The organism is ANME-2 cluster archaeon (assembly GCA_014237145.1).
Lineage (GTDB): Archaea > Halobacteriota > Methanosarcinia > Methanosarcinales > Methanocomedenaceae > Methanocomedens_A.
Window position 1 is genome coordinate 44,721 of the sequence record JAAXOC010000088.1, and the last position, 18,540, is coordinate 63,260.

General features: G+C 40.9%; 21 protein-coding genes. 10 read left to right on the forward strand and 11 right to left on the reverse strand.

Features of this window, described 5'->3' with window-relative positions; translation table 11 throughout:
- The first annotated feature begins 240 nt into the window (after nt 1-240).
- The 6 genes from HF974_11325 (at nt 241) to HF974_11350 (ending at nt 2,871) form a co-directional block, all read left to right on the forward strand.
- Nucleotides 241-783, forward strand: coding sequence for an N-acetyltransferase (locus tag HF974_11325; protein ID MBC2698898.1), 543 nt, complete (start codon nt 241-243; stop codon nt 781-783).
- Between the two features lie 510 nt (nt 784-1,293).
- Nucleotides 1,294-1,500 (forward strand): hypothetical protein, encoded by a 207-nt coding sequence (locus tag HF974_11330; GenBank protein ID MBC2698899.1) that lies wholly within the window; start codon nt 1,294-1,296, stop codon nt 1,498-1,500.
- A complete protein-coding gene (locus HF974_11335) occupies nt 1,490-1,750 on the forward strand; it encodes a type II toxin-antitoxin system RelE/ParE family toxin (GenBank protein ID MBC2698900.1) in 261 nt (86 codons plus the stop codon). The genes HF974_11330 and HF974_11335 overlap by 11 nt, the downstream gene beginning before the upstream one ends.
- Before the next feature lie 134 nt (nt 1,751-1,884).
- Nucleotides 1,885-2,115: a hypothetical protein gene (locus HF974_11340; GenBank protein ID MBC2698901.1), complete on the forward strand. Its 231-nt coding sequence runs from the start codon at nt 1,885-1,887 to the stop codon at nt 2,113-2,115.
- A gap of 256 nt (nt 2,116-2,371) precedes the next feature.
- On the forward strand, nt 2,372-2,608 hold the full coding sequence (locus tag HF974_11345) for a hypothetical protein (GenBank protein MBC2698902.1): 237 nt from the start codon (nt 2,372-2,374) through the stop codon (nt 2,606-2,608).
- On the forward strand, nt 2,605-2,871 hold the full coding sequence (locus HF974_11350; GenBank protein MBC2698903.1) for a type II toxin-antitoxin system RelE/ParE family toxin: 267 nt from the start codon (nt 2,605-2,607) through the stop codon (nt 2,869-2,871). Before HF974_11345 ends, HF974_11350 begins: the two co-directional genes overlap by 4 nt.
- 511 nt (nt 2,872-3,382) lie before the next feature.
- On the opposite strand, the gene HF974_11355 is transcribed toward HF974_11350, so the two are convergent.
- Nucleotides 3,383-3,607 (reverse strand): type II toxin-antitoxin system HicA family toxin, encoded by a 225-nt coding sequence (locus tag HF974_11355; GenBank protein MBC2698904.1) that lies wholly within the window; start codon nt 3,605-3,607, stop codon nt 3,383-3,385.
- 13 nt (nt 3,608-3,620) lie between these two features.
- Nucleotides 3,621-3,821: a type II toxin-antitoxin system HicB family antitoxin gene (locus HF974_11360; GenBank protein ID MBC2698905.1), complete on the reverse strand. Its 201-nt coding sequence runs from the start codon at nt 3,819-3,821 to the stop codon at nt 3,621-3,623.
- A gap of 77 nt (nt 3,822-3,898) precedes the next feature.
- On the opposite strand from HF974_11360, the gene HF974_11365 reads away from it, so the two are divergent.
- The 3 genes from HF974_11365 (at nt 3,899) to HF974_11375 (ending at nt 5,713) form a co-directional block, all read left to right on the forward strand.
- A complete protein-coding gene (locus HF974_11365) occupies nt 3,899-4,117 on the forward strand; it encodes a hypothetical protein (protein MBC2698906.1) in 219 nt (72 codons plus the stop codon).
- Between the two features lie 360 nt (nt 4,118-4,477).
- Nucleotides 4,478-4,894 carry a nuclear transport factor 2 family protein gene (locus tag HF974_11370; GenBank protein ID MBC2698907.1) on the forward strand — a complete coding sequence of 139 codons (417 nt, stop codon included), beginning with the start codon at nt 4,478-4,480 and terminating at the stop codon, nt 4,892-4,894.
- A 156-nt stretch (nt 4,895-5,050) separates the two neighbouring features.
- Nucleotides 5,051-5,713 (forward strand): A/G-specific adenine glycosylase, encoded by a 663-nt coding sequence (locus HF974_11375; protein MBC2698908.1) that lies wholly within the window; start codon nt 5,051-5,053, stop codon nt 5,711-5,713.
- A gap of 54 nt (nt 5,714-5,767) precedes the next feature.
- Here the strand turns inward: HF974_11375 and HF974_11380 are convergent, their stop codons facing one another.
- The 9 genes from HF974_11380 to HF974_11420 form a co-directional block, all read right to left on the reverse strand.
- Nucleotides 5,768-6,934, reverse strand: a complete 1,167-nt coding sequence (locus HF974_11380) for a DNA cytosine methyltransferase (protein ID MBC2698909.1) — start codon at nt 6,932-6,934, stop codon at nt 5,768-5,770.
- Between the two features lie 4 nt (nt 6,935-6,938).
- Nucleotides 6,939-8,027 carry a hypothetical protein gene (locus HF974_11385; GenBank protein ID MBC2698910.1) on the reverse strand — a complete coding sequence of 363 codons (1,089 nt, stop codon included), beginning with the start codon at nt 8,025-8,027 and terminating at the stop codon, nt 6,939-6,941.
- A 38-nt stretch (nt 8,028-8,065) separates the two neighbouring features.
- Nucleotides 8,066-12,784: a DEAD/DEAH box helicase gene (locus tag HF974_11390; protein ID MBC2698911.1), complete on the reverse strand. Its 4,719-nt coding sequence runs from the start codon at nt 12,782-12,784 to the stop codon at nt 8,066-8,068.
- Between the two features lie 6 nt (nt 12,785-12,790).
- Nucleotides 12,791-13,801, reverse strand: coding sequence for a DEAD/DEAH box helicase (locus HF974_11395; protein ID MBC2698912.1), 1,011 nt, complete (start codon nt 13,799-13,801; stop codon nt 12,791-12,793).
- Nucleotides 13,798-14,805, reverse strand: a complete 1,008-nt coding sequence (locus tag HF974_11400; GenBank protein MBC2698913.1) for a hypothetical protein — start codon at nt 14,803-14,805, stop codon at nt 13,798-13,800. Before HF974_11400 ends, HF974_11395 begins: the two co-directional genes overlap by 4 nt.
- A complete protein-coding gene (locus tag HF974_11405) occupies nt 14,798-16,861 on the reverse strand; it encodes a hypothetical protein (protein ID MBC2698914.1) in 2,064 nt (687 codons plus the stop codon). The genes HF974_11400 and HF974_11405 overlap by 8 nt, the downstream gene beginning before the upstream one ends.
- A 220-nt stretch (nt 16,862-17,081) precedes the next feature.
- Nucleotides 17,082-17,285 carry a hypothetical protein gene (locus HF974_11410; protein MBC2698915.1) on the reverse strand — a complete coding sequence of 68 codons (204 nt, stop codon included), beginning with the start codon at nt 17,283-17,285 and terminating at the stop codon, nt 17,082-17,084.
- A 119-nt stretch (nt 17,286-17,404) separates the two neighbouring features.
- Nucleotides 17,405-17,650, reverse strand: coding sequence for a hypothetical protein (locus HF974_11415; GenBank protein MBC2698916.1), 246 nt, complete (start codon nt 17,648-17,650; stop codon nt 17,405-17,407).
- 138 nt (nt 17,651-17,788) lie between these two features.
- The gene (locus HF974_11420) at nt 17,789-17,956 is read right to left on the reverse strand and encodes a hypothetical protein (protein MBC2698917.1); all 168 of its coding nucleotides are present in this window, start codon (nt 17,954-17,956) and stop codon (nt 17,789-17,791) included.
- A gap of 390 nt (nt 17,957-18,346) precedes the next feature.
- On the opposite strand from HF974_11420, the gene HF974_11425 reads away from it, so the two are divergent.
- Nucleotides 18,347-18,540 (forward strand): helix-turn-helix domain-containing protein (locus HF974_11425; GenBank protein MBC2698918.1); only part of this gene is annotated, 194 nt, incomplete at its 3' end.

Genomic DNA, 18,540 nt, shown 5'->3' on the forward strand with positions numbered 1-18,540 from the left:
CAGCGAGGCACCGAAAAGCGCCTGCTAGTCCCCACACCACAAGGGAGGTGGAGCAGATCAGGACGGGCACCCGGGCAGAGTGAAGGCGAGAGGAGGGCTGAAGGCCTGAGGTATTTCAAAAAACATACACTTCCTCCGGTATTGGGGGATGGCAGTAAATTTAATCTGCTAACCAGTCAATCAAAAGGTTAGCGCCATTTATCATCGGCGTTACCAATTCAGAAATAACGGAGAGATATTTTGCAAATAAGACCTACTAAAGAATCAGATTTACATGATGTATTACTTGTAGAAAAAGCTGCTTTCGGTACTGAAGAAGGCAAAGAAATAGCAGATCTTGTAAATGATTTACTTGTTGATCCAAGTGCAATGCCAATATTATCCCTTATCGCAATCAAAGATTATCAGGCCATTGGGCACATCCTATTCACAAAGGCAATAATTGATTCAAATCTTTCAATCTCAGCAGTAATTCTAGCACCACTTGCTGTTATTCCTGCTGCTCAATCACAAGGTGTTGGCGGTCAGCTTATTAATGAAGGTCTGAAGTGCTTGTCAGAATCAGGTGTTGATCTGGTATTTGTCCTCGGTCACCCAGATTATTACCCACGGCATGGCTTTAAACCAGCAAGTATTCTTGGTTTTGATGCACCTTATCCAATTCAACAAGAGCATGCGGATGCATGGATGGTTAAAGAACTTCGCTTTGGTGTTATCGGTAGCGTAAGTGGTAAGGTTCAATGTTCTGATGTGCTAAATCAACCAGAGCATTGGCGTGAATAAGCAAATAAATGCTAACAATGCCATAAAAACGGCTGGAATTCATTAGTATCTCACCGCAAAGGGTGCAAAGATCGCAAAGGATTATGTTGCATTGGCTTTGCGTCCTTAGTGTTCTTTGGGATGTATTATTTCATGAAAATTATATTTTAGCAGCCATATGGGCACTTCCCCCGCCAATAACCAGCTTAACATTAATCAATGAGGCACCACAAAAGCGCCTGCCAGCCCTCACACCACAAGGGCGGGCGGAGAGAGCGGGATAGGCACTCGGACAGAGTGAAGATGAGAGGAGCACCCGGGCAGAGTGGAGGAGATAGGTGGCGTAAAAAGGGATGGGAGCAAAAATTTTAATTGTATATCTATAAGATTATGTACTCAAGTAAATCTGACCGTAGCGAGGGATTTCTTGTAAGTCATAAGCTGAGTTAGTTATTTTTAGTATAATGTGTGAGTTGAACAAGGGAGAATTAGAAATAGTTGAAGATAGTATATTATATTCAGGCGATTCACATGGATTCAATAGTCGAGGATAAAAATGCCGTCAATATTCTATTAGGAACACTTGAAAAACTGGATGATGAGATTGAATCAGCAATAGACACCCTTGAGATTATGAGTGACCCTGAAACTTTGAACAACATCGAAGAAGGTTTAAGGGACATAAAAGAAGGACGGTTTATAACATTTGAGGATTTTCTGAGTAAACATGGATGCTGAATACAGTATAATTTTATCAAATAAATTTGATAAGACTTTTTCTCAATTGGATAGAGTTTCTCAGAAGCGAATCATTGAAAGATTAAAGGAACTTTCAAAGAATCCTAAATCTGGTAAGCCTTTGAAGGGCAGGTTCAAAGGTATTAGGTCATTGCGTGTAGGAAAGTACCGAATTTTATATGATATTCAGGAAAATCACCTTATAATAGTGGTTATTGCTATGGGCCATCGAAGAAATGTTTATGATTAGACCTTTTTAATTCAACTGCTATTGAATAAATCGTATATATCTTATATTTCAACAGCCATGGCGGCACTTGCCCTAACAACAACCAGCCGAACATGAATCCCCATCGTTTCACAGCAGATAGTGAGGTCTGGGCAATGACATTCATACATCCACGAGGCATCACAAAAGCACCTGCCAGCCCCCACACCACAAGGGCAGGCGAAGCATATCGGGAGGGGCACCCGAGCAGAGTAAAGGCGAGAGGGGGCGGAGGGAAAGACGAAGAGGGGACGGGGCTGGAGTTCATTAGTATCTCACCGCAAAGGATCCTAATGCACTGGCTTTGCGTCCTTTGCGATCTTTGCGGTGCAGTATTATATAAATAATATATTTTAACAGATTCCAGCAGCGAACAAACACAATTTCCATTCTGCACTCCAGGACCGCCGGATACCCATGCATCCGCGAGGCACCACAAAAGCACCTGCAAGCCTCCACACCACAGGAGCGGTTGGAGCAGATTGGGAGGGGCACCCTGGTTGAGGGGAGGGAAGAGGGGGCGGAAGGAGAACTGAAGAATGGATCGGGAAGTACCGTATATAGCAATATATATTAAACATATAACATCATATAGGCAACTATATGAATGCCACAACAACAATCTGCCTAGATCCTAGAGTTAAGGATATGTTGACATCTCTAAAACATTATCCTCGTGAATCATATAGCTCCGTTGTGAAGAGATTGGCAAATATGGCGATTGATGAAGAATCACTCAGCGACGAAGCGATAAATGGCATAGAAGAAGCACTGGAAGATATCAAACAGGGGCGACTGCACACCGAAGAAGAAATTCAGAAAGAGTTTGACCTGTCATGAGCTATAAGGTCAAGTACACATCTAAAGGGAAAATGGATCTTAAAAAGCTCCCTCTAGGTGTTGCACAGAGCATAATTCTATCGATTCATGACATTAAAAATGACCCCTATTCTTATGTAAAAAAGATAAAAGGGACAAAAAGTCATCCTCTTTACACTCACCGCGTTGGTGAATATCGGGTAATATTGGACATTATTGATGATAGTCTGTTGATCATAGTGATTGAAACGGGTCATCGAAGCAAAATCTACCGGAAATATTGATTCGATGAAATTCACATTTTTTTCATACATTAATTGTCTAATTTATTATTTATATAGCCATGGCGTAGCCCCCCACCTGCAACCACCCACCCAAGCATCCATTTCCATTTCGCACCCAAAGCCCGCAGGAATAATCGAAAAGCGCCTGCCAGCCCCCACACCACAAGGACGGGCGGAACAGATCGGGAGGGGCGACAGGAGAGCTGAAGAATGGATGGGGGCCGAGTTTCATTATTTGGTTCAGCGCAAAGGATTCTACTGCCATGGCTTATCGTCCTTAGCGATCTTTTCGGCATAGTATTTCATATACAATATATTTTAACTGCCGTCGGTAGCTAACAAACATAACATCCACTCCGCACCCTCGGACCGCCAGATAACTGTGCATCCATATGGCACCACAAAATCGCCTGATGGGCCTGCATAGCACAAGGGGGGAAGTCGAGGCTTGGAGTACGTTGAAATGGGTAGCAGGCTTGAGTTAAGCAAGAAGAGGAGTTAGAGTATAAAATCACAAAAGTTTAACAAATTCATCGATTGTTAAACCAGCATCTTTAATTAATCTACTTAGGGTCTCTTTCTTCATTGGATTATGTAATGGAACTGTAAGTTTAATTATATCATCACCTTCAATCTTTTCCAATCTTACATGGCTTCCACGCTGCCTGACTTTTACAAAACCAGCATTTAAAAACGCCTTAATTGCTTTCTCGCCTGAAATGACTGGTAACTTCATTTGATATACCTAGCTAGACAGCAACTTCAGCGACTTCGGCACTATTAGCTAAAACCGGATTTTCGATTGGTTCCAAATATAATTCAATAGCCTCTTTGATGTTCTCCAGTGCTTCTTCTTTACTATCACCTTCAGAAATACATCCGGGAAGAGAAGGTACATATACTACATAGCCACCCTCTTCAGCTAATTCCAAGACTACTTTAAAAATCAATATTTTCACCTTGCAATTAATTAGGTGTTTTTAGATATAAATATGGCGACATCTGCCCCACCACCAACCAACAGAACATGAATCCCCATCATTCTACAGTAGAATATGAGGTCCGGGCACTGACACCCATGCATCTACGAGGCACCACGAAAGCGCCTACCAGCCCTAAACCACAAGGGCGGTTGGAGCAGATCGGGAGGGGCACCCGGGCAGAGTGGAGGGAGGAGGGGGCGGAAGGAGAGCTGAAGAATAGGGGGGGCTGGAGTTCATTAGTATCTCATCGCAAAGGATTCTAATGCCCTGGTTTTTCGTCCTTTGCGGTGCAATATTTCATAAATAATATATTTTAACAATCGCCGGCAGCTAACAAACATAACATCCACTTTGCACCCCCGGGCCGCTGGATACCTATGTATCAGCGAGGTACCACAAAAGCGCCTGCCAGCCCGCACACCACAAGGGCAGGCGATATGGGGCGGCAGACCCAACCATGCAATCATCCCCGCTTCGCACACACCGCCCACACTCAGCCGAGCCAGAATCCCATGCATTTCGCACAGGCCCATCTTGTCAGTAATTACTGCATAACTATCTGCATCCCAAAACGAGCCCTTTTTTGTATAATTAACACATAATTTGAGAGAGGAGGGAGAATGATGAATAAACAAGAGAATGTCCGGTTATTGAAGCAACACTTTGAGGCCTTTGGCAGGGGTGACCTCCCTGCTGCACTGGATTTTGTAGCAGACGATGTAGATTGGCAATCACCGGTAACGCGAACTGAATCACAGAATATCTCATGGGCCAAACCTTGTCATAGCCGTGAAGAGGTTTCTTTATTTTTCAAAGAATTATATGAAAAAGTACAACCGGAAGGTATGGAGATATTTGATTTTACTGCCCAAGGTGATCGAGTAATTGTAGAGGGAAGAAATCGTGGTATTGTAAAGTCCACGGGCCATAGTTACGACCATGATTGGGTGATGGTATTCACTTTCAAGAACGGAAAAATTGTACGGCATAGACACTATTATGATACAAATGACATACTGGCAGCTTTTCGTAAGAAATGAATCCTATAGAATGCCTAATTAATCAAAAAGCTCCTGCCAGCCCCCACACCACAAGGGCGGTTGGAGCAGAGGGGGATGGCAGGGGAGCTGGAGGAATAGTAGAAAAAACAAATTTTGAACAATGAGAATAAATAACTAAAGCTTTATAAGGAAAATATGAACCTTTCATTAAAAAAAGATTTTTTTAACGGTGCCCTTCTGAAATGGTATGAGCAAAACCACAGAGACTTTCCATGGAGAGGAGTATTAGATCCATATGCAATATTAATCTCAGAAATACTACTACAAAAAACAAGAGCTGAAAATGTCGTTACAGTGTTTAATAAGTTTATTGTGAAATATCCCGATGTTGACAAACTTTCTACAGCTTCCTTTGCCGATATAAAAAATGAAATAAAAATACTAGGTTTATATACCCAACGAACCACTAAAATCCAGAATTTAGCAAAAATCTTGAGTGAAAAATATAATGGAAAAATTCCAGATAATAAAAAAGAATTATTAGAACTTCCAGGTGTTGGTATTTATATTGCAAATGCAGTACTATGTTTTGCATTTAATTGTGATGTTCCTTTATTAGATACAAATATTGGTAGAATTATTGAAAGAGTTTTCTCAGTTAAAGTGACTGGAGAAGAGAGGAAAAAAATTCGGGTGTGGAACTTAATAGCTGAATTCCTACCAGAGGGTAAATCGAGGGAATATAATTATTCTTTAATAGATTTTGGGGCCAAGGTATGCACAGCTAGAAATCCTAAACATAATTTGTGCCCGCTGATTGAAATCTGTGATTATTATTCAAAGATAAGGAATAAATAACAATATAAATAAGTGGTACAGTTGAAATAAGTTTTTTAATTGTTTTATAATGTGTTATATAAATGCTTTCAACAGAAGATCATAAAGTGATTTTGCTACATGTCTGGCAAGTGGAACTGGGACGCCATTTGCTATCAAAGCATATTTTTGGGTTAATGCTATTTCAGAAGGTAGTATATATGTATCAGGTATTCCCTGTAACCTCATTGTTTCCCTAACTGTAAGCCTCCGTTTTTCCCAAGGATGGATATGAACTTCATTATGTCCATAACAAGCAGTTGGACTATATCTATAACGGTGAAGGCGCTTGAAGGACTTTCTGTTTGTATCTCCTTCCTCTATTGTATTAAATTTATTTGAATATGGCTTAAATCCTTCTTTTCCATTTGGCAGTTTGTCTGGTGGATTGCTGCCGCTAAGTATATGGTATATCATTAGTTCATCAGGTATTCCGGCAGGTTTTTCAGGGATCTTATTTTTTTGTACAATAGTTGGCCAATCAAACATTTTTTTTGCATTTTTATACTGAGGGCATTCAGGCCATGGAAACCACCCCCTTTCTTTTTGTTCTAACTCCCGATTAAGAAATGTTTCTGAAAGATGATGCTTTATACCAATGATAAATAATCTCTCGCGGTCTTGTGGTAGTCCCAGTTCAAGCGCATTCAAAATACGCAAATCAAGATTGTATCCATTTTCTTCAAGCTGATTCTCTAGCTTTGCAAGAAACTTTCGATGTTTTTTGGTCCGGAAGAGCCCTGCCACGTTTTCAAACAAAAAAAAATCTGGTTTGATTTCACATATGCGGTCAATATAAACATTGGATAGAGGGCCATGAATACCATTATGCCCCCGATTCTTTCCCCCTATGCTGAAATCTGGGCAAGGCGGTCCTCCAATCATCCCGAATAGTTCTGGTATTTTCAGCGGAAAAGCTGCTTCAATAATATCACACGTAGCTATATCAACAATACTACGTCGGTCGCTGATCTTCGCTTGTTTCGAATTTGGACTGGAAGAATGTCTCCATGTCGTCATACCATATTCATGCATGTCAGCAAAAACTGGATTACACTCATTGTTCCAGACAATTTTAAAACCAGCTTGCTCGAACCCCAAGTCAAGAAATCCTCCACCTGTAAAGAAAGAAAGTACAGGAATCTCTTTCATTTTAAATTTTTTATTTGCAAATTCCTGAGTATTAACTGATTGAGATACCATTTTATCAGCTCATCGAATAGATGGTGGTAAAAAGTCCTTCTTCATAGTTGCCGGAGATATTATCTGCAATTAAAGAATATATGAATACTTTATCATAAGAATTATTAAGAACTGGATGTCTTTTGGGGTGCAAACCCCTAACTTTTATGGTATTAGACTGACCGTCAGGTATGATTGTAATTAATATAAGTCCATTTCCCAATCTCTTTTTATCTACAACTATTCCTTTTACATCATACGGCCAATCAATTTCTTGTTCAACCTCTCTCTGTTCCCAGTAAGGGAGGCAGCCCGGCCGATAGGAACAAAACCTACATCTTTGTGGGGAGGGTGATGCTAGCCGATTTAACATCAATTCATAACTTTCGGTCGTATTCGTGATTATTGAATTGATCTTTTTTAGAATATGACCAGCTTCAATTAATAAATCTGAACATTCATCTTCATCAAACTGAATCTCATAAGATTCTCCATTCGTCCCTACGACTTTTAAAGACACTGGCCACTTAGCATACATTGAATTATATAAAGCAGCATAGAGTTTTAATTGTAATTGAATATTTTCATGAATACTTGGTTCAGGCGAGTTATTCTCGGATTCAATTATTGAGCCTGTTTTATAGTCTACTATTACATCTCCTGCATCTGTAGATATTATTGCATCTGCATATCCTCCGACTTTTCCGTCTGGAGTCTGTAACCAAACTTCTTCTGATTTTGTTGTATGGAAATTGCCCGTAATCTCAAAATGTGGTAATTGAGATGGAATCATATTACGCATAATTAGTAAGCATTGTTGTTTTTTAACTTCGTAGTTTTGAACAGATTTTTCAAGGGGTACAAAATGTTTCTCCATCCAAGAAAGACTCATCTGAACCTCCTCTTCCTGTATATAACTATCCCAATCAGTTTTGAAATCATCATCTCCAGTGATTTCTCCACCGCTTGATTTCTCGAATATTTTATGAATAACTGTCCCAAGATGAGCTGAAGGATGGGTAGGCAGTAGTGTGTTAGCTTTGTTGGATTGCAAAATTGCTTTTAGCTTGCATTCATTGAAGGCAGAAAACTTGCTCGGAGTAATTCGTTTCAATGGTTCAATTGATAAGATGACCGGAAGTATGCAAGATGTTATGAATCCACATCCTTTTCAAGTTCAGTGCGACACCATCCTGGTCTTCGTAGCAGATTAAAAGTATCCAAGTAGTCCGGTTCCGGTCCGTTTCCTGCATTTGCAACTGCTTCTGCAAGAATTCCACGCGGACTATGCGTATCCCAGAGTGGATGGACAATAATGACATTTCTGTTTCCAGCTTTAAACCCAGGCAAAGAGCCAAATGTATGGGGTTGGTATTTAAATTGTGAGGCAAATGTATCTGATTCTTTTTTGGCGAAATCCAACCAACCATCTAATTCTGGTGTTTCAAAATGGCAATCAAGCCCGCATAAATACTTTTGGTCATGCAGTACACGCAGGTAAGCCAAGCCAAGACGCCAATCTAGTAGACCGTGATATGTCATGTTGCGGTACACTTTGAGGCAATCATAACACGCGGAATTGCATTTTTTACGGTGTGACTCAGAAGCAATTACCCATGGAAATGAATGTGGGTCAGGGTGCAGGATTCCATATAACAGTTTATCCCAGTCACTGCAGGCTTCGCGAACAAAACCTGCACCGTTAGCTAGACGGTCACTCAAAGCAATTTCACCTACATATTCACCATCAATTTCATGACGCTGTAAATTGCAGATTTCGATTTCTTCAGGATCTATATCCATATTATCTGCGATAGTTGCTCTCAAAAGGAATGCAGCAGAGTAAATAGCTGCTTTAACACCGCCTTTTGATCTCATATGATCAAGGTTTAAACCCAGAGGAACTTGGGAAGGCATGAATCTTAAAACATCTGTAGTCTTACCAGCTAGAATTGCTATTTTTTCTAATTTTTTTGGTTGCTCTGTGCTAACACCAGCAATATATTCTGATGATATCCATTGATTGTGAAAATTGAGATAAGGCTTTTTTATTAACCCGCTTGTTGGGTATGAGTATCCTTCTGTTGTAACTTCTGCTCCCTCAAAAAAATTTCCTGCATTATCGTTGATACGCCATACACGGGAATCAGAAGAAAAATTCACTTTGCAGTTGGACCTCTCAATTGGAGAAAATCTTGTTCGGGAACTCTCTGTCACAGTGGACGGAATACCGGGAAAAATATCTCCCCATTCCTTTGCATCCTTACCTCTTGATAAATCAGTCCGAAATGCTAAAGGTGTTACTGCACAATAACGTTTGAAATACTGTCCTTCTGGCTCTCCACAATTTCCACAATTAATACACTCAATAGATTCAGTTAAAGGTTGTTGAAATTCATTTGTTTCCATATTGCCACATTTAATACATCTTTCTATCCATATACGCATTGGCAAAGGATTATTAGAAACAGTCTGCCATTTTCCGATTCTTTTTACAAAAGGTGCTGTAAATCCTATTGCAGTATGAACAGCCTTATCTTTTGTTTTTTGTGCACCTGGAGCAAACTCTGTGATGGCCAGCTCTAAGTCACGATCTATGGTAAGCGAATCGTCTTTACGTAATCCATGATACAGTAACCGGGTGCGTGATGGCATTCCGTACATAGGTAGGATACCAGCTTCTGCAAGTTTTTCTGCTAATCCATCTCCAGCAAGTTCTGGATTGTCGAATGCTTTGTTGATATCACAAGGTAGTTTACCACTAAGATGGTGTAGCCATTCCTGGATTTCTTGCTGGTTCACATCTCCAATAAGTGCCCTAATAACTTCTTCTCTATACATGTCAGTTTGCAGCCAGCTAGTGACTTTTTGTTGAATGCTAGGCCAGCTAGTGACTTGCCCGAATTCACCGTGACTGTCAGTCGAGTTTGGATTGTCCCACCACCGCACATCAGCATTCCGAAATGCTTTGCGCAGGCATTCTTTGGCTAACAGACGCTGAATAATTCTCTGCTGACCCATAGTAAGGAAAGGTACAGGTGGAGAATCACCTGTAATACGACAGGGATTGGCAAAATAATATTCATCATGGCTGCGGCCTCGACAGAGGGTGAGAACTGTAGCGAAAGCCTGACTGCGACGCCCTGCCCGCCCGACTCGTTGCTGGTAGTTAAAACGAACAGGAGGCATGTTTGCCAGCATAACAGCTTGCAAGTCTCCTATATCCACTCCCACTTCCATTGTAGTCGTAACGCTCAGGACATCAATTTCATCGACTTGCTTTACATACTCCGTTTCCTGCCCTTCAACAAGCATACCGCGGAAAAGTCTCTGGCGTTCAGCCTGATCGTTTGTTTGTGCAGTTAATTCCTCACAGTGTAACCTGAGTGGGAAGCGCCTGTCTGCAGCTGTACGTGCCAGATAATTGCGCTCCCAGATGTTTTCACAGGTATCACCGGGTTTTTCATCGAGTTTTGATTGACAGTTTGTGCAGATGCCTGCTGAATAGTGCAAGTGCGTACGGTGACAGTCGGGACAAATCCAAACAGGATCATCTGAAAGACATACTTTAATATCAAGGCTACTTATATGGATTTTACCGTTTTGATGGCCGACTTCGCGAAGTACAGAAAATATTGCAGATCCAACATCAGTTTCATTTTTTTCTAACTTCCTACAAACTGCCCGGACATAATTTTTGAATTTTGCACTGGAATCTTGATAATCTGGCCAGTCATTCGGCTCATAATCTGATCCTTCATGGCGGTATGAATCACCCAATACCCTCAAAACAGAATCGCATATCTGCCGGAAAATCTCTAATTGTTCTTGCTGGATGCCTGCTTTAGCTGCATAGATTGAAAGTTCGCTGTTTTCAATCTTCAATTTTATAATGCCAAGCCCTGACGATTCCAGACTAAAATAAAGTCTGCTGAAAAACAGACTGGCCAGTCCTTTTCTAATTTCTGTGCGAATTCTCTCTTTTGCACGCTCTGCATCTGGTGGGAGCTTAGCATTCCATCTCTTTTCATTAAAATCAAAAAGGTTAGTCCATCGGTGCCAGTCATCTTCCCACTTGAATTCCTGCACATCTAGATCATTTCCCGCCGGATTGATTCCTGTATCAATGAGTTTCTGGATAAGCCGTCCACACCCGGCATTACTATCTTGCGCCGGATAGATCAAATCGCTTACGGGAATTACCCTCAACTGCCCCCGCCTTTTTATGCCATCAATCCTTTTTTGAGCATCATTGAGAGCCTTGTACACAGGTTCACGGTACGCCTCATGCAAATTTGCAGGAATGCCAGCTTTAATTAATTCAATATCTTTAAGGATTGCAATATCCGCTCCTGGATATTCTTCTAAATATTCTAGTGCAAACGGAGAATATGCACGGTTCTGTTCAATATCATCAAGCAGCTTTGGCTCTCCTATTGCAGCAACGATTAGTTCCCGTATGAAAGATTCCCTAAGTAAATCTGAATAATGGTTGCGCTCAACACCGTTTGAAATTTGCGCAGCGTCTTCGCGACTGTCAGAGAACGCTAAAAGTTTGCGGTTTTCTTCTGGCAGCTGGTAAAAAAGCTCTTTTGTAAATATCTGGCTAACCTTTGAAAAACCAGTCCTAAACCCGCGGACTGGTGATCTTCGCTGGCGTCCAGAGTGGTCTTTTGCACAAAAAGCACAGACTGAAGGGAGGGCAGCAAAAGAATCTTTTGATTCAGTCTCTACGAAGCTTTTTCTGCTTATAGAGCCTATTTGAAAAACATACCCTTTCACCCAATATTCTGGATCTTCCTCATGCAAAAGTCGAACCCTCCCTGAGCGTGAGTCGAGGCTTGCAGCATTCCAACATCCTTTTTCTTTGTCGCTTTTGCTTAAATTGGGCTGATTCCATTTCTCTGCCCCTTTATTAAAATTCGAATCGCCACATGGCCAGAATACAGCAAAATTTCGATATGTTTGGCGTTCCACAAACCGTGCTGCCTGCCTGTCGGGGATTCCTTCTATGTCTGGGTCTGAAGATAATATCTCAATATCACCATCCGGAAGATATAGCTTGTTTCCACCGAAATAAACTGTACCGCAGTGTTCGCAATAGAGTAGTTCTAACACTCTAATATGTGTATCACTAACGATTGTTGAGGATGGGTACAGTTTCCCCACAGGCCTGCCATCGTCTGCATTTTCAGGTGGCTTGGTCGATGCCCAAAGTCCTTCTATATTGCGAAAAAACCAGTGAAGCCGGAATGAAGGCAGTGTTGATTCCTGCCCGATAGTGTCGCATATGCTACGGGCTGCAAGAAGACCGCGCACAGCTTCACGTCTATTTTGATCATTTCCAAAAAGTCGTGATGCAAAGTAATTAAGAGAAACGGCACGGGTAGTTCCTTCGTACTCACATGCATTCAGCATTCTGGAGGCAATGCACATATCATCCGATTCCATTTGTTCTTTCAAAGCCAACTTCCCTGATTGCACATCTCCTTTATAACCAAGAGAATATGCTGTATTCTGACAGGCATCCTCAGGAAAATCCGGTGCTTTTTTACCGAATGTAATAAAAGGTTCTGGTGGCAAAAAAGTATAGCCGGTAACAGGTGGAATCGGTTGGTTACGACCCTCTATTATCTCAAAACTATTCGCTGATGCACCAAAAAAGTCATGCAAAAATTTACGGCTTTTTGGATCATTAGAATCTAGAGATGCGCTAGACCCAAGGATGCGTAATTTTGGATGATCTAGTGTAAGGCCTAGACGGAGCAGCAGCAACCTCAAAAGATATGCCACCTCAACGCCGGCTGTCCCCCGGTAAAGGTGCAGTTCATCGATAATCAGGTGGAATACTCTCTCTTCCCCTCCAGCCAACCATTGTCATGTTTTCTCGAAGATTGCTTCATCTGCTTCGCGCATGAGCATAATGCTCAACATTGAAAAGTTTGTTATTAACACGTCGGGTGGTGAATCCTGCATATCCCAGCGGGAACGCATTTCAGAACCATCGAGTCTTGGAAAATAGAATTTAGCATCATTTTCACCAGTTTCCAAGGAATGTTTTTCGGCAGCTTTCGCAGCATAATCCATTTCCTTCAAAGATTTAGTAAGTTTTTCTATTCTCTTCTTATCTGGATTGCCAGGTTTTGTGAATTCATGTCCTGGAATAGGTGTGCTACTGTTATAACGTCCGAAATATATCTTGTTCCCTTGCCGATCATTCTGGAACCACTTTCTGGCATCATCTGAATCGAGAGCTTTTCGAAGCCTAGTAAGCTGATCTTCAACTAGAGCATTCATTGGATAAATAATAAGTGCGCGAACTGCTGCTTCACGCTTTTCATGACCGCGCTGAGGAATTCTATAAGTGTGCTGAATTCGTTTGTTATCACCGATACAGGAATTCTGCCATTGCGTATCATTCCACCAGTTATTGACACGGGAGTCTGGAGTGCCTGGAGCTTCCCACTTGGATGATTCGCGGGAAAGATAGGCAAAAAGGGGAAGAAGAAATGATTCAGTTTTGCCTGAACCTGTGCCTGCGGTAACAATACAATTATTGCAGTCTAGTGTTTTTTTAAGCATTTCGGCCTGATGGGCATGTAGTTCGTAGTCTTTGAACAAACCGCACGAAACTAAAGACTTAAAGTCAGTTATTTCCTGCTCATTCAATCCTGAAAGATCTTCTTCTGCTAAACTTGAAATAGTCTTTCCGGATTTTTGATACACTGGCAACGGTTCAATCCACGGTTCCTGGCACATAACCCTTGGTTCCCGCAGAAGTGCTTCCCTTTCATCCTCTATGTAAGGAAAACGAGTACCAAACGCGGTCTTTATGTATAAAATAAAGTTATCTCTTATTGTATCAAATGCACCTATTTGATCTTTCATGATATCACTCCTTTTCTGTCAGACGAAATACTGTGCGGTACTAAATCTTGTGATAATTTTCTTGAAATCATTTTAGCAATAGGCGGAGTGACGTCATAATAAATATCCATTTGATGTCCAGCAGGTAATCCTCCTATAGGTTCTTCGCCGATTGGTGCGGGTACTGGAGCCATTCCGGTACAAAGTGTAACAGCTCTTGCCAAAAAACGGGGGAGAGGCACCGTTGACGGCACAGCTAATCGATGATACCGTTCATCATAAATCATGACATTCTTTTTTTGAGATGCAAGAATAATATATCTTCCCCAATCACGATCCACTTCAGCTGTCTGGTTATTATCCCACACCCAGTGCTTTCTTTGCTGGTTCACAGGATTGACATAGGAAACGAGTTTTTGAATATTATCACAATTACGATTCGAAAATGTTAGTGAATCAGTAGAAAAAGTTTGTTTCTTCCAGTTAATATCATCTCTACGTTCAAAGATAAGATTTTCCATGATATTTTTAATCCCGACTGAAAAATTAGCCAAAGACCATGCTACAGGTGTCTCCAGATAATGATATATTTGAGTGGCAAGTGATACATTTTTTATGTATTCATAGTCAACTGCCTCTATGTAGATGGCTGAAGGCAAAAAAAGGTACTCGTTGTTCTGTTGTGTTTCGCTAAATGAAATTGAATCACGATTTGTCCGCACGAAATTTTTTATATCCTTAATTAATGATGGAACTCTGGCCCCGGTCAATATCGCTTTAGGGAGGCCAGATGTCGGCAATGCTACTAAAGAAGGTGAACAGGCGAAAACCCGGCGGTTATCAAAATCGAAATCACAATGACCCAGTGAATCGAAAAGCCTGATAGTTTGGCGTCGGACATAATTCAGGTCAACTTCTCGATTAGACATCATCATTGATTGACTCAATCCATTAAAGGCAGTATTAAACTTGTCAATATTCATATTGCCAAATGTACTAATGGTTTGTAAAAGGAGTTCAGACATGTTTTGCAACCTCTTGGCATTTTATCCACATATCCTTGATTTTTTTAATTTTTGGAGCATTTGTCCTCCTACGCCTATTCCAGACAGCTTCCCTCCATCGCTTTATAGTTCTCGTATCAGGTGAAGCAAAATCTTGTTTGGAATTATCTTCTGTGATACCAAGTTGACCACAAAAATGAACATTCCAGCTATCCTTTCCAGACTTTGCGACTGCCCACACAGGATGCCAGTCTTCTGGCATTTTCTCATTTGGCCATTCTACAATTTCACCAGGCTTGTTCCCTAAAAATACGATTGTTTTTGATAAGTAGGTAGGAAGTGTGTGTGGAAAAACGCCCCAATTCGATGGATCAATTCCTGCAACAATGGCACCACTTGCATATGGAACTGAAATATCATTAATCAATATCTTGCCAGACATATCCCTCAGTGGTGTGTCTTTGAAATCAGCCGGAAGTTCTGGTTCCTTTAATTCGATTCTACGTCGTTTCAAAATAGTTCCGTTTTCATTAAACACTTCGATAATCAATGGACTCCCTATTTGTGTATCACTTGGAAGATCCCAATGAGGTATAGTCGTATCGTTTCGTATAAGCTCACACCCATCTAACATGACCTGCTCGTTACCATACCCTCTTTCTAAGATGATAGTCGGCGGTCCATAACTTAAAAAAGAATTGCTCCGACCAATTTTAATACCCCCATATAGGCGTAATTTTAAAAGTTTAGAAAGGGTTAACACATCAATACTTTTACATGAGGCATGTCCATCCTTGCCACCGAATAACAACCACTCATGAGGGAGCCCACTTGATGTTTTTTCGTGAAACTCTTCACATGATATGTCGCCCCATTCCCGTATTTTATTAGCTATACTACTATGGCATGCTACTAGAAATTCACACCCCCTCTCCAGCTGTTGCGATTCAATCCAATCAGGAAGTCTTTCTCTCTTCCCTCGCAAAAAAAGCCTTACTGGATTTGCTTTGAGTCGTGCAATAAACTTATTTTCTTTATCCTCAAATTTAGCACCATTTCCCCAATCAATTGTTGCAGCATCAAATGGCTGACTGTGTAGTACTCCTTTAAGTTTCGTTGACCAATTGGGCGGGGCAGTTTCCACGCATGAATATAATTCACCCTGATATTCAAAATTAAGCCCATCATCAGGAAATGATCTATTAACCTTAAGTCTCAATGTCGAAGTGACCACACCTGAGAACTTGTCAAGTTCAAGGCATATTCGTAGTCCTACACGAGAATTTTGTTGGTGAGGCTGTGAAGAGTGTTGATTATCTAATAAAAAGTCCGGTAATGAACCATCCCACTCAGTGAGTTCATCAAGGACGAATTCTATTAGTGCATTTTTCATTTCAGTATTCTCGGTTTGTGAACTATCCAAAAGGCGTAGTGTGCGCTTTGCGAATATATTTTCTCCGTATTTTTGTAGTATTCGTGTCATCACATCATCAGAGGGATTATCGGTCGGATCGAGTTCAGCTTTATCAAATATTAAAGGCAAATATTTTCGTTCACTGTCTGAAAAGAGGGTCTGAGATAATGGACGTCCAATATGCTTCATGCCCCCACGTATACGTGCAGTAAAGCGCCCCCATTCCTCATGCTTGTCTTCAGTACTCCATTTTTCTAGGTCTTCCCACAATATTTCAGTTTTACCAAACTGTCGCGGGGTGCCAGACTTATCGATTTCACCCAGCAATTCCCAAAATCTAGGGTAATAAGCTTTTTGATTGAAATCCCCTTCAGTGGTTGCTGCAAGGACAAAAAATCCTAAATATGCTATATATGGTGGATACTCCAGTTCATAATCTCTCCAATTGCTAAATAATTTAAGAGCTTTCTGGCATAAACCTCCATTTTCGATCCAATCTGGGCCAACTTTAATACATTGAATAAAATCTTCAACATCAGCACCTGCTGCCATCCCCAACTGTTCTATCATTTCTTTATTGACATAAACTAATACTTCTCGGCCTGCCATTTCATTATTAAAGAATTTTCTTGCTATAAGGTCATTCCATTCGAAATATTTCATGTTTTTTCCCCATCTTTAATTAATTAATTGATATAATAGTACAAATTAATTATATATTATTACTAATTTTCGTTCTAAGTATTTTAGAGTTTCTAATTAATACTCGAACAATCCTAAGAAATATTTAATTCTATGATCATTAAAGGTATCTTTAGACTGATATTATTACTATACTCTTCTCCTTTACCTCAATACAGTGCAGATCACACACCCTCATCACCTAGCATCCCCTACCACATTTACTCTTCTTATAGCAAACCACACACCTCTCATCCTCACGAACCACCCTCTCCCCTATATCTCCTAAAACCCCCCGTCCATATCTCCTCAAAGCTCCCGCTCCAACCCACCCTTCACCATACTTCCCAGGCTGGTCAGGACACCTCCATAACGTGCCGTCACATCCGGTACAACAATAAAGCATCCCCACCGGGGCAGAATCGTGGATGCCTTCGTCCTGTCACAAGGTCTCGGTTACGGAAAATACTTTCCCATATCCACGCGCAGGTCCTTTTTAGCATCCATTCCTATACTGACACAGTACTACACCTCAAAATCCGAAAGAGATTCTTCCGGCTGCATCCTTTCCACAACAGGCCGCATATCAATGTACATTTTAGGAAAATCAGTCTGCCTGTACCTCTCCACCGCCCTGAACCCCAGCCTATCATAGAAACTCATACTCCCAGGCTTGGAATCCACAGTAAGGTACCGGCAGCCTATAATCTCAGACACTGACAGTGCCAGCCCGATAGCAGCCAGGAACCTGCCGAACCCCGCCTCTCTCAAGTTTCATCAACCGCCAGTCTGGCAATCTTGATACTTGGGTATTTATGATACGGATAACCGTCAATGCCATCTGCTTCATCAATGGCCTGGACCTCAATGGTATCGGCAACAATAGTGAAAAAACCTGTAATACTCTTATTAAGGCAGCAGAGATTTGTCCTGCTTCATTTCGTCCTGGTCATCCAGGGCATCATTTATCAAAAAGTCGTTAAGTTCGGCATTTGTGGACGTAAAAGAAGTTACATCGTACCTTTTTGTTAAAGGCACAATAGAAGGTTTATCTACAAAAAATGGTTCGGATTCCATTACTGTTTAAAATTGCATTTATGTATTTGCCTGGCTTCCTTGAACATGTCCACCTGTTCTCTGGTAACCTTTGGATTTTTTTTATCCATCCAGAACTGTCTGGCATCTTCGTCCTTCAGTATCAATCCGAATTCTATGGGTTTTGCTATCCTTTTTCTCCAATTAAAGATTTCCTTTATTGTATTTATAGTATAACTATAGAGGAGACCGTTACAATTCGTGTTGGTGAATTTAATTAAACCACAGATAAACACAGATGAACACAGATTTTCAGGTAGCATATCCGCGTTTATCGGCGTTCGTCTGCGGTTAGTTTGATAATACCAACATGTAATGTGACGGTCTCTATTTTTTGTAACTTTTATATACTATGACTGCACTATATAGTATATGAGAAAAGGTGAACCATTTCAACGAGTTAGCATTTCAGATGCAGAATATGAACAACTTAAAATTGCTGAGCCGAAAACCAAGTCTGTTAAAGTGCTGAAGCGCATTCAAGCGTTTAAGCTCATGTATCTTGGTTGGAAATATTCAGCTATTGCTGAATTCTTATCAGTTACGAATAATACCATCACTAATTG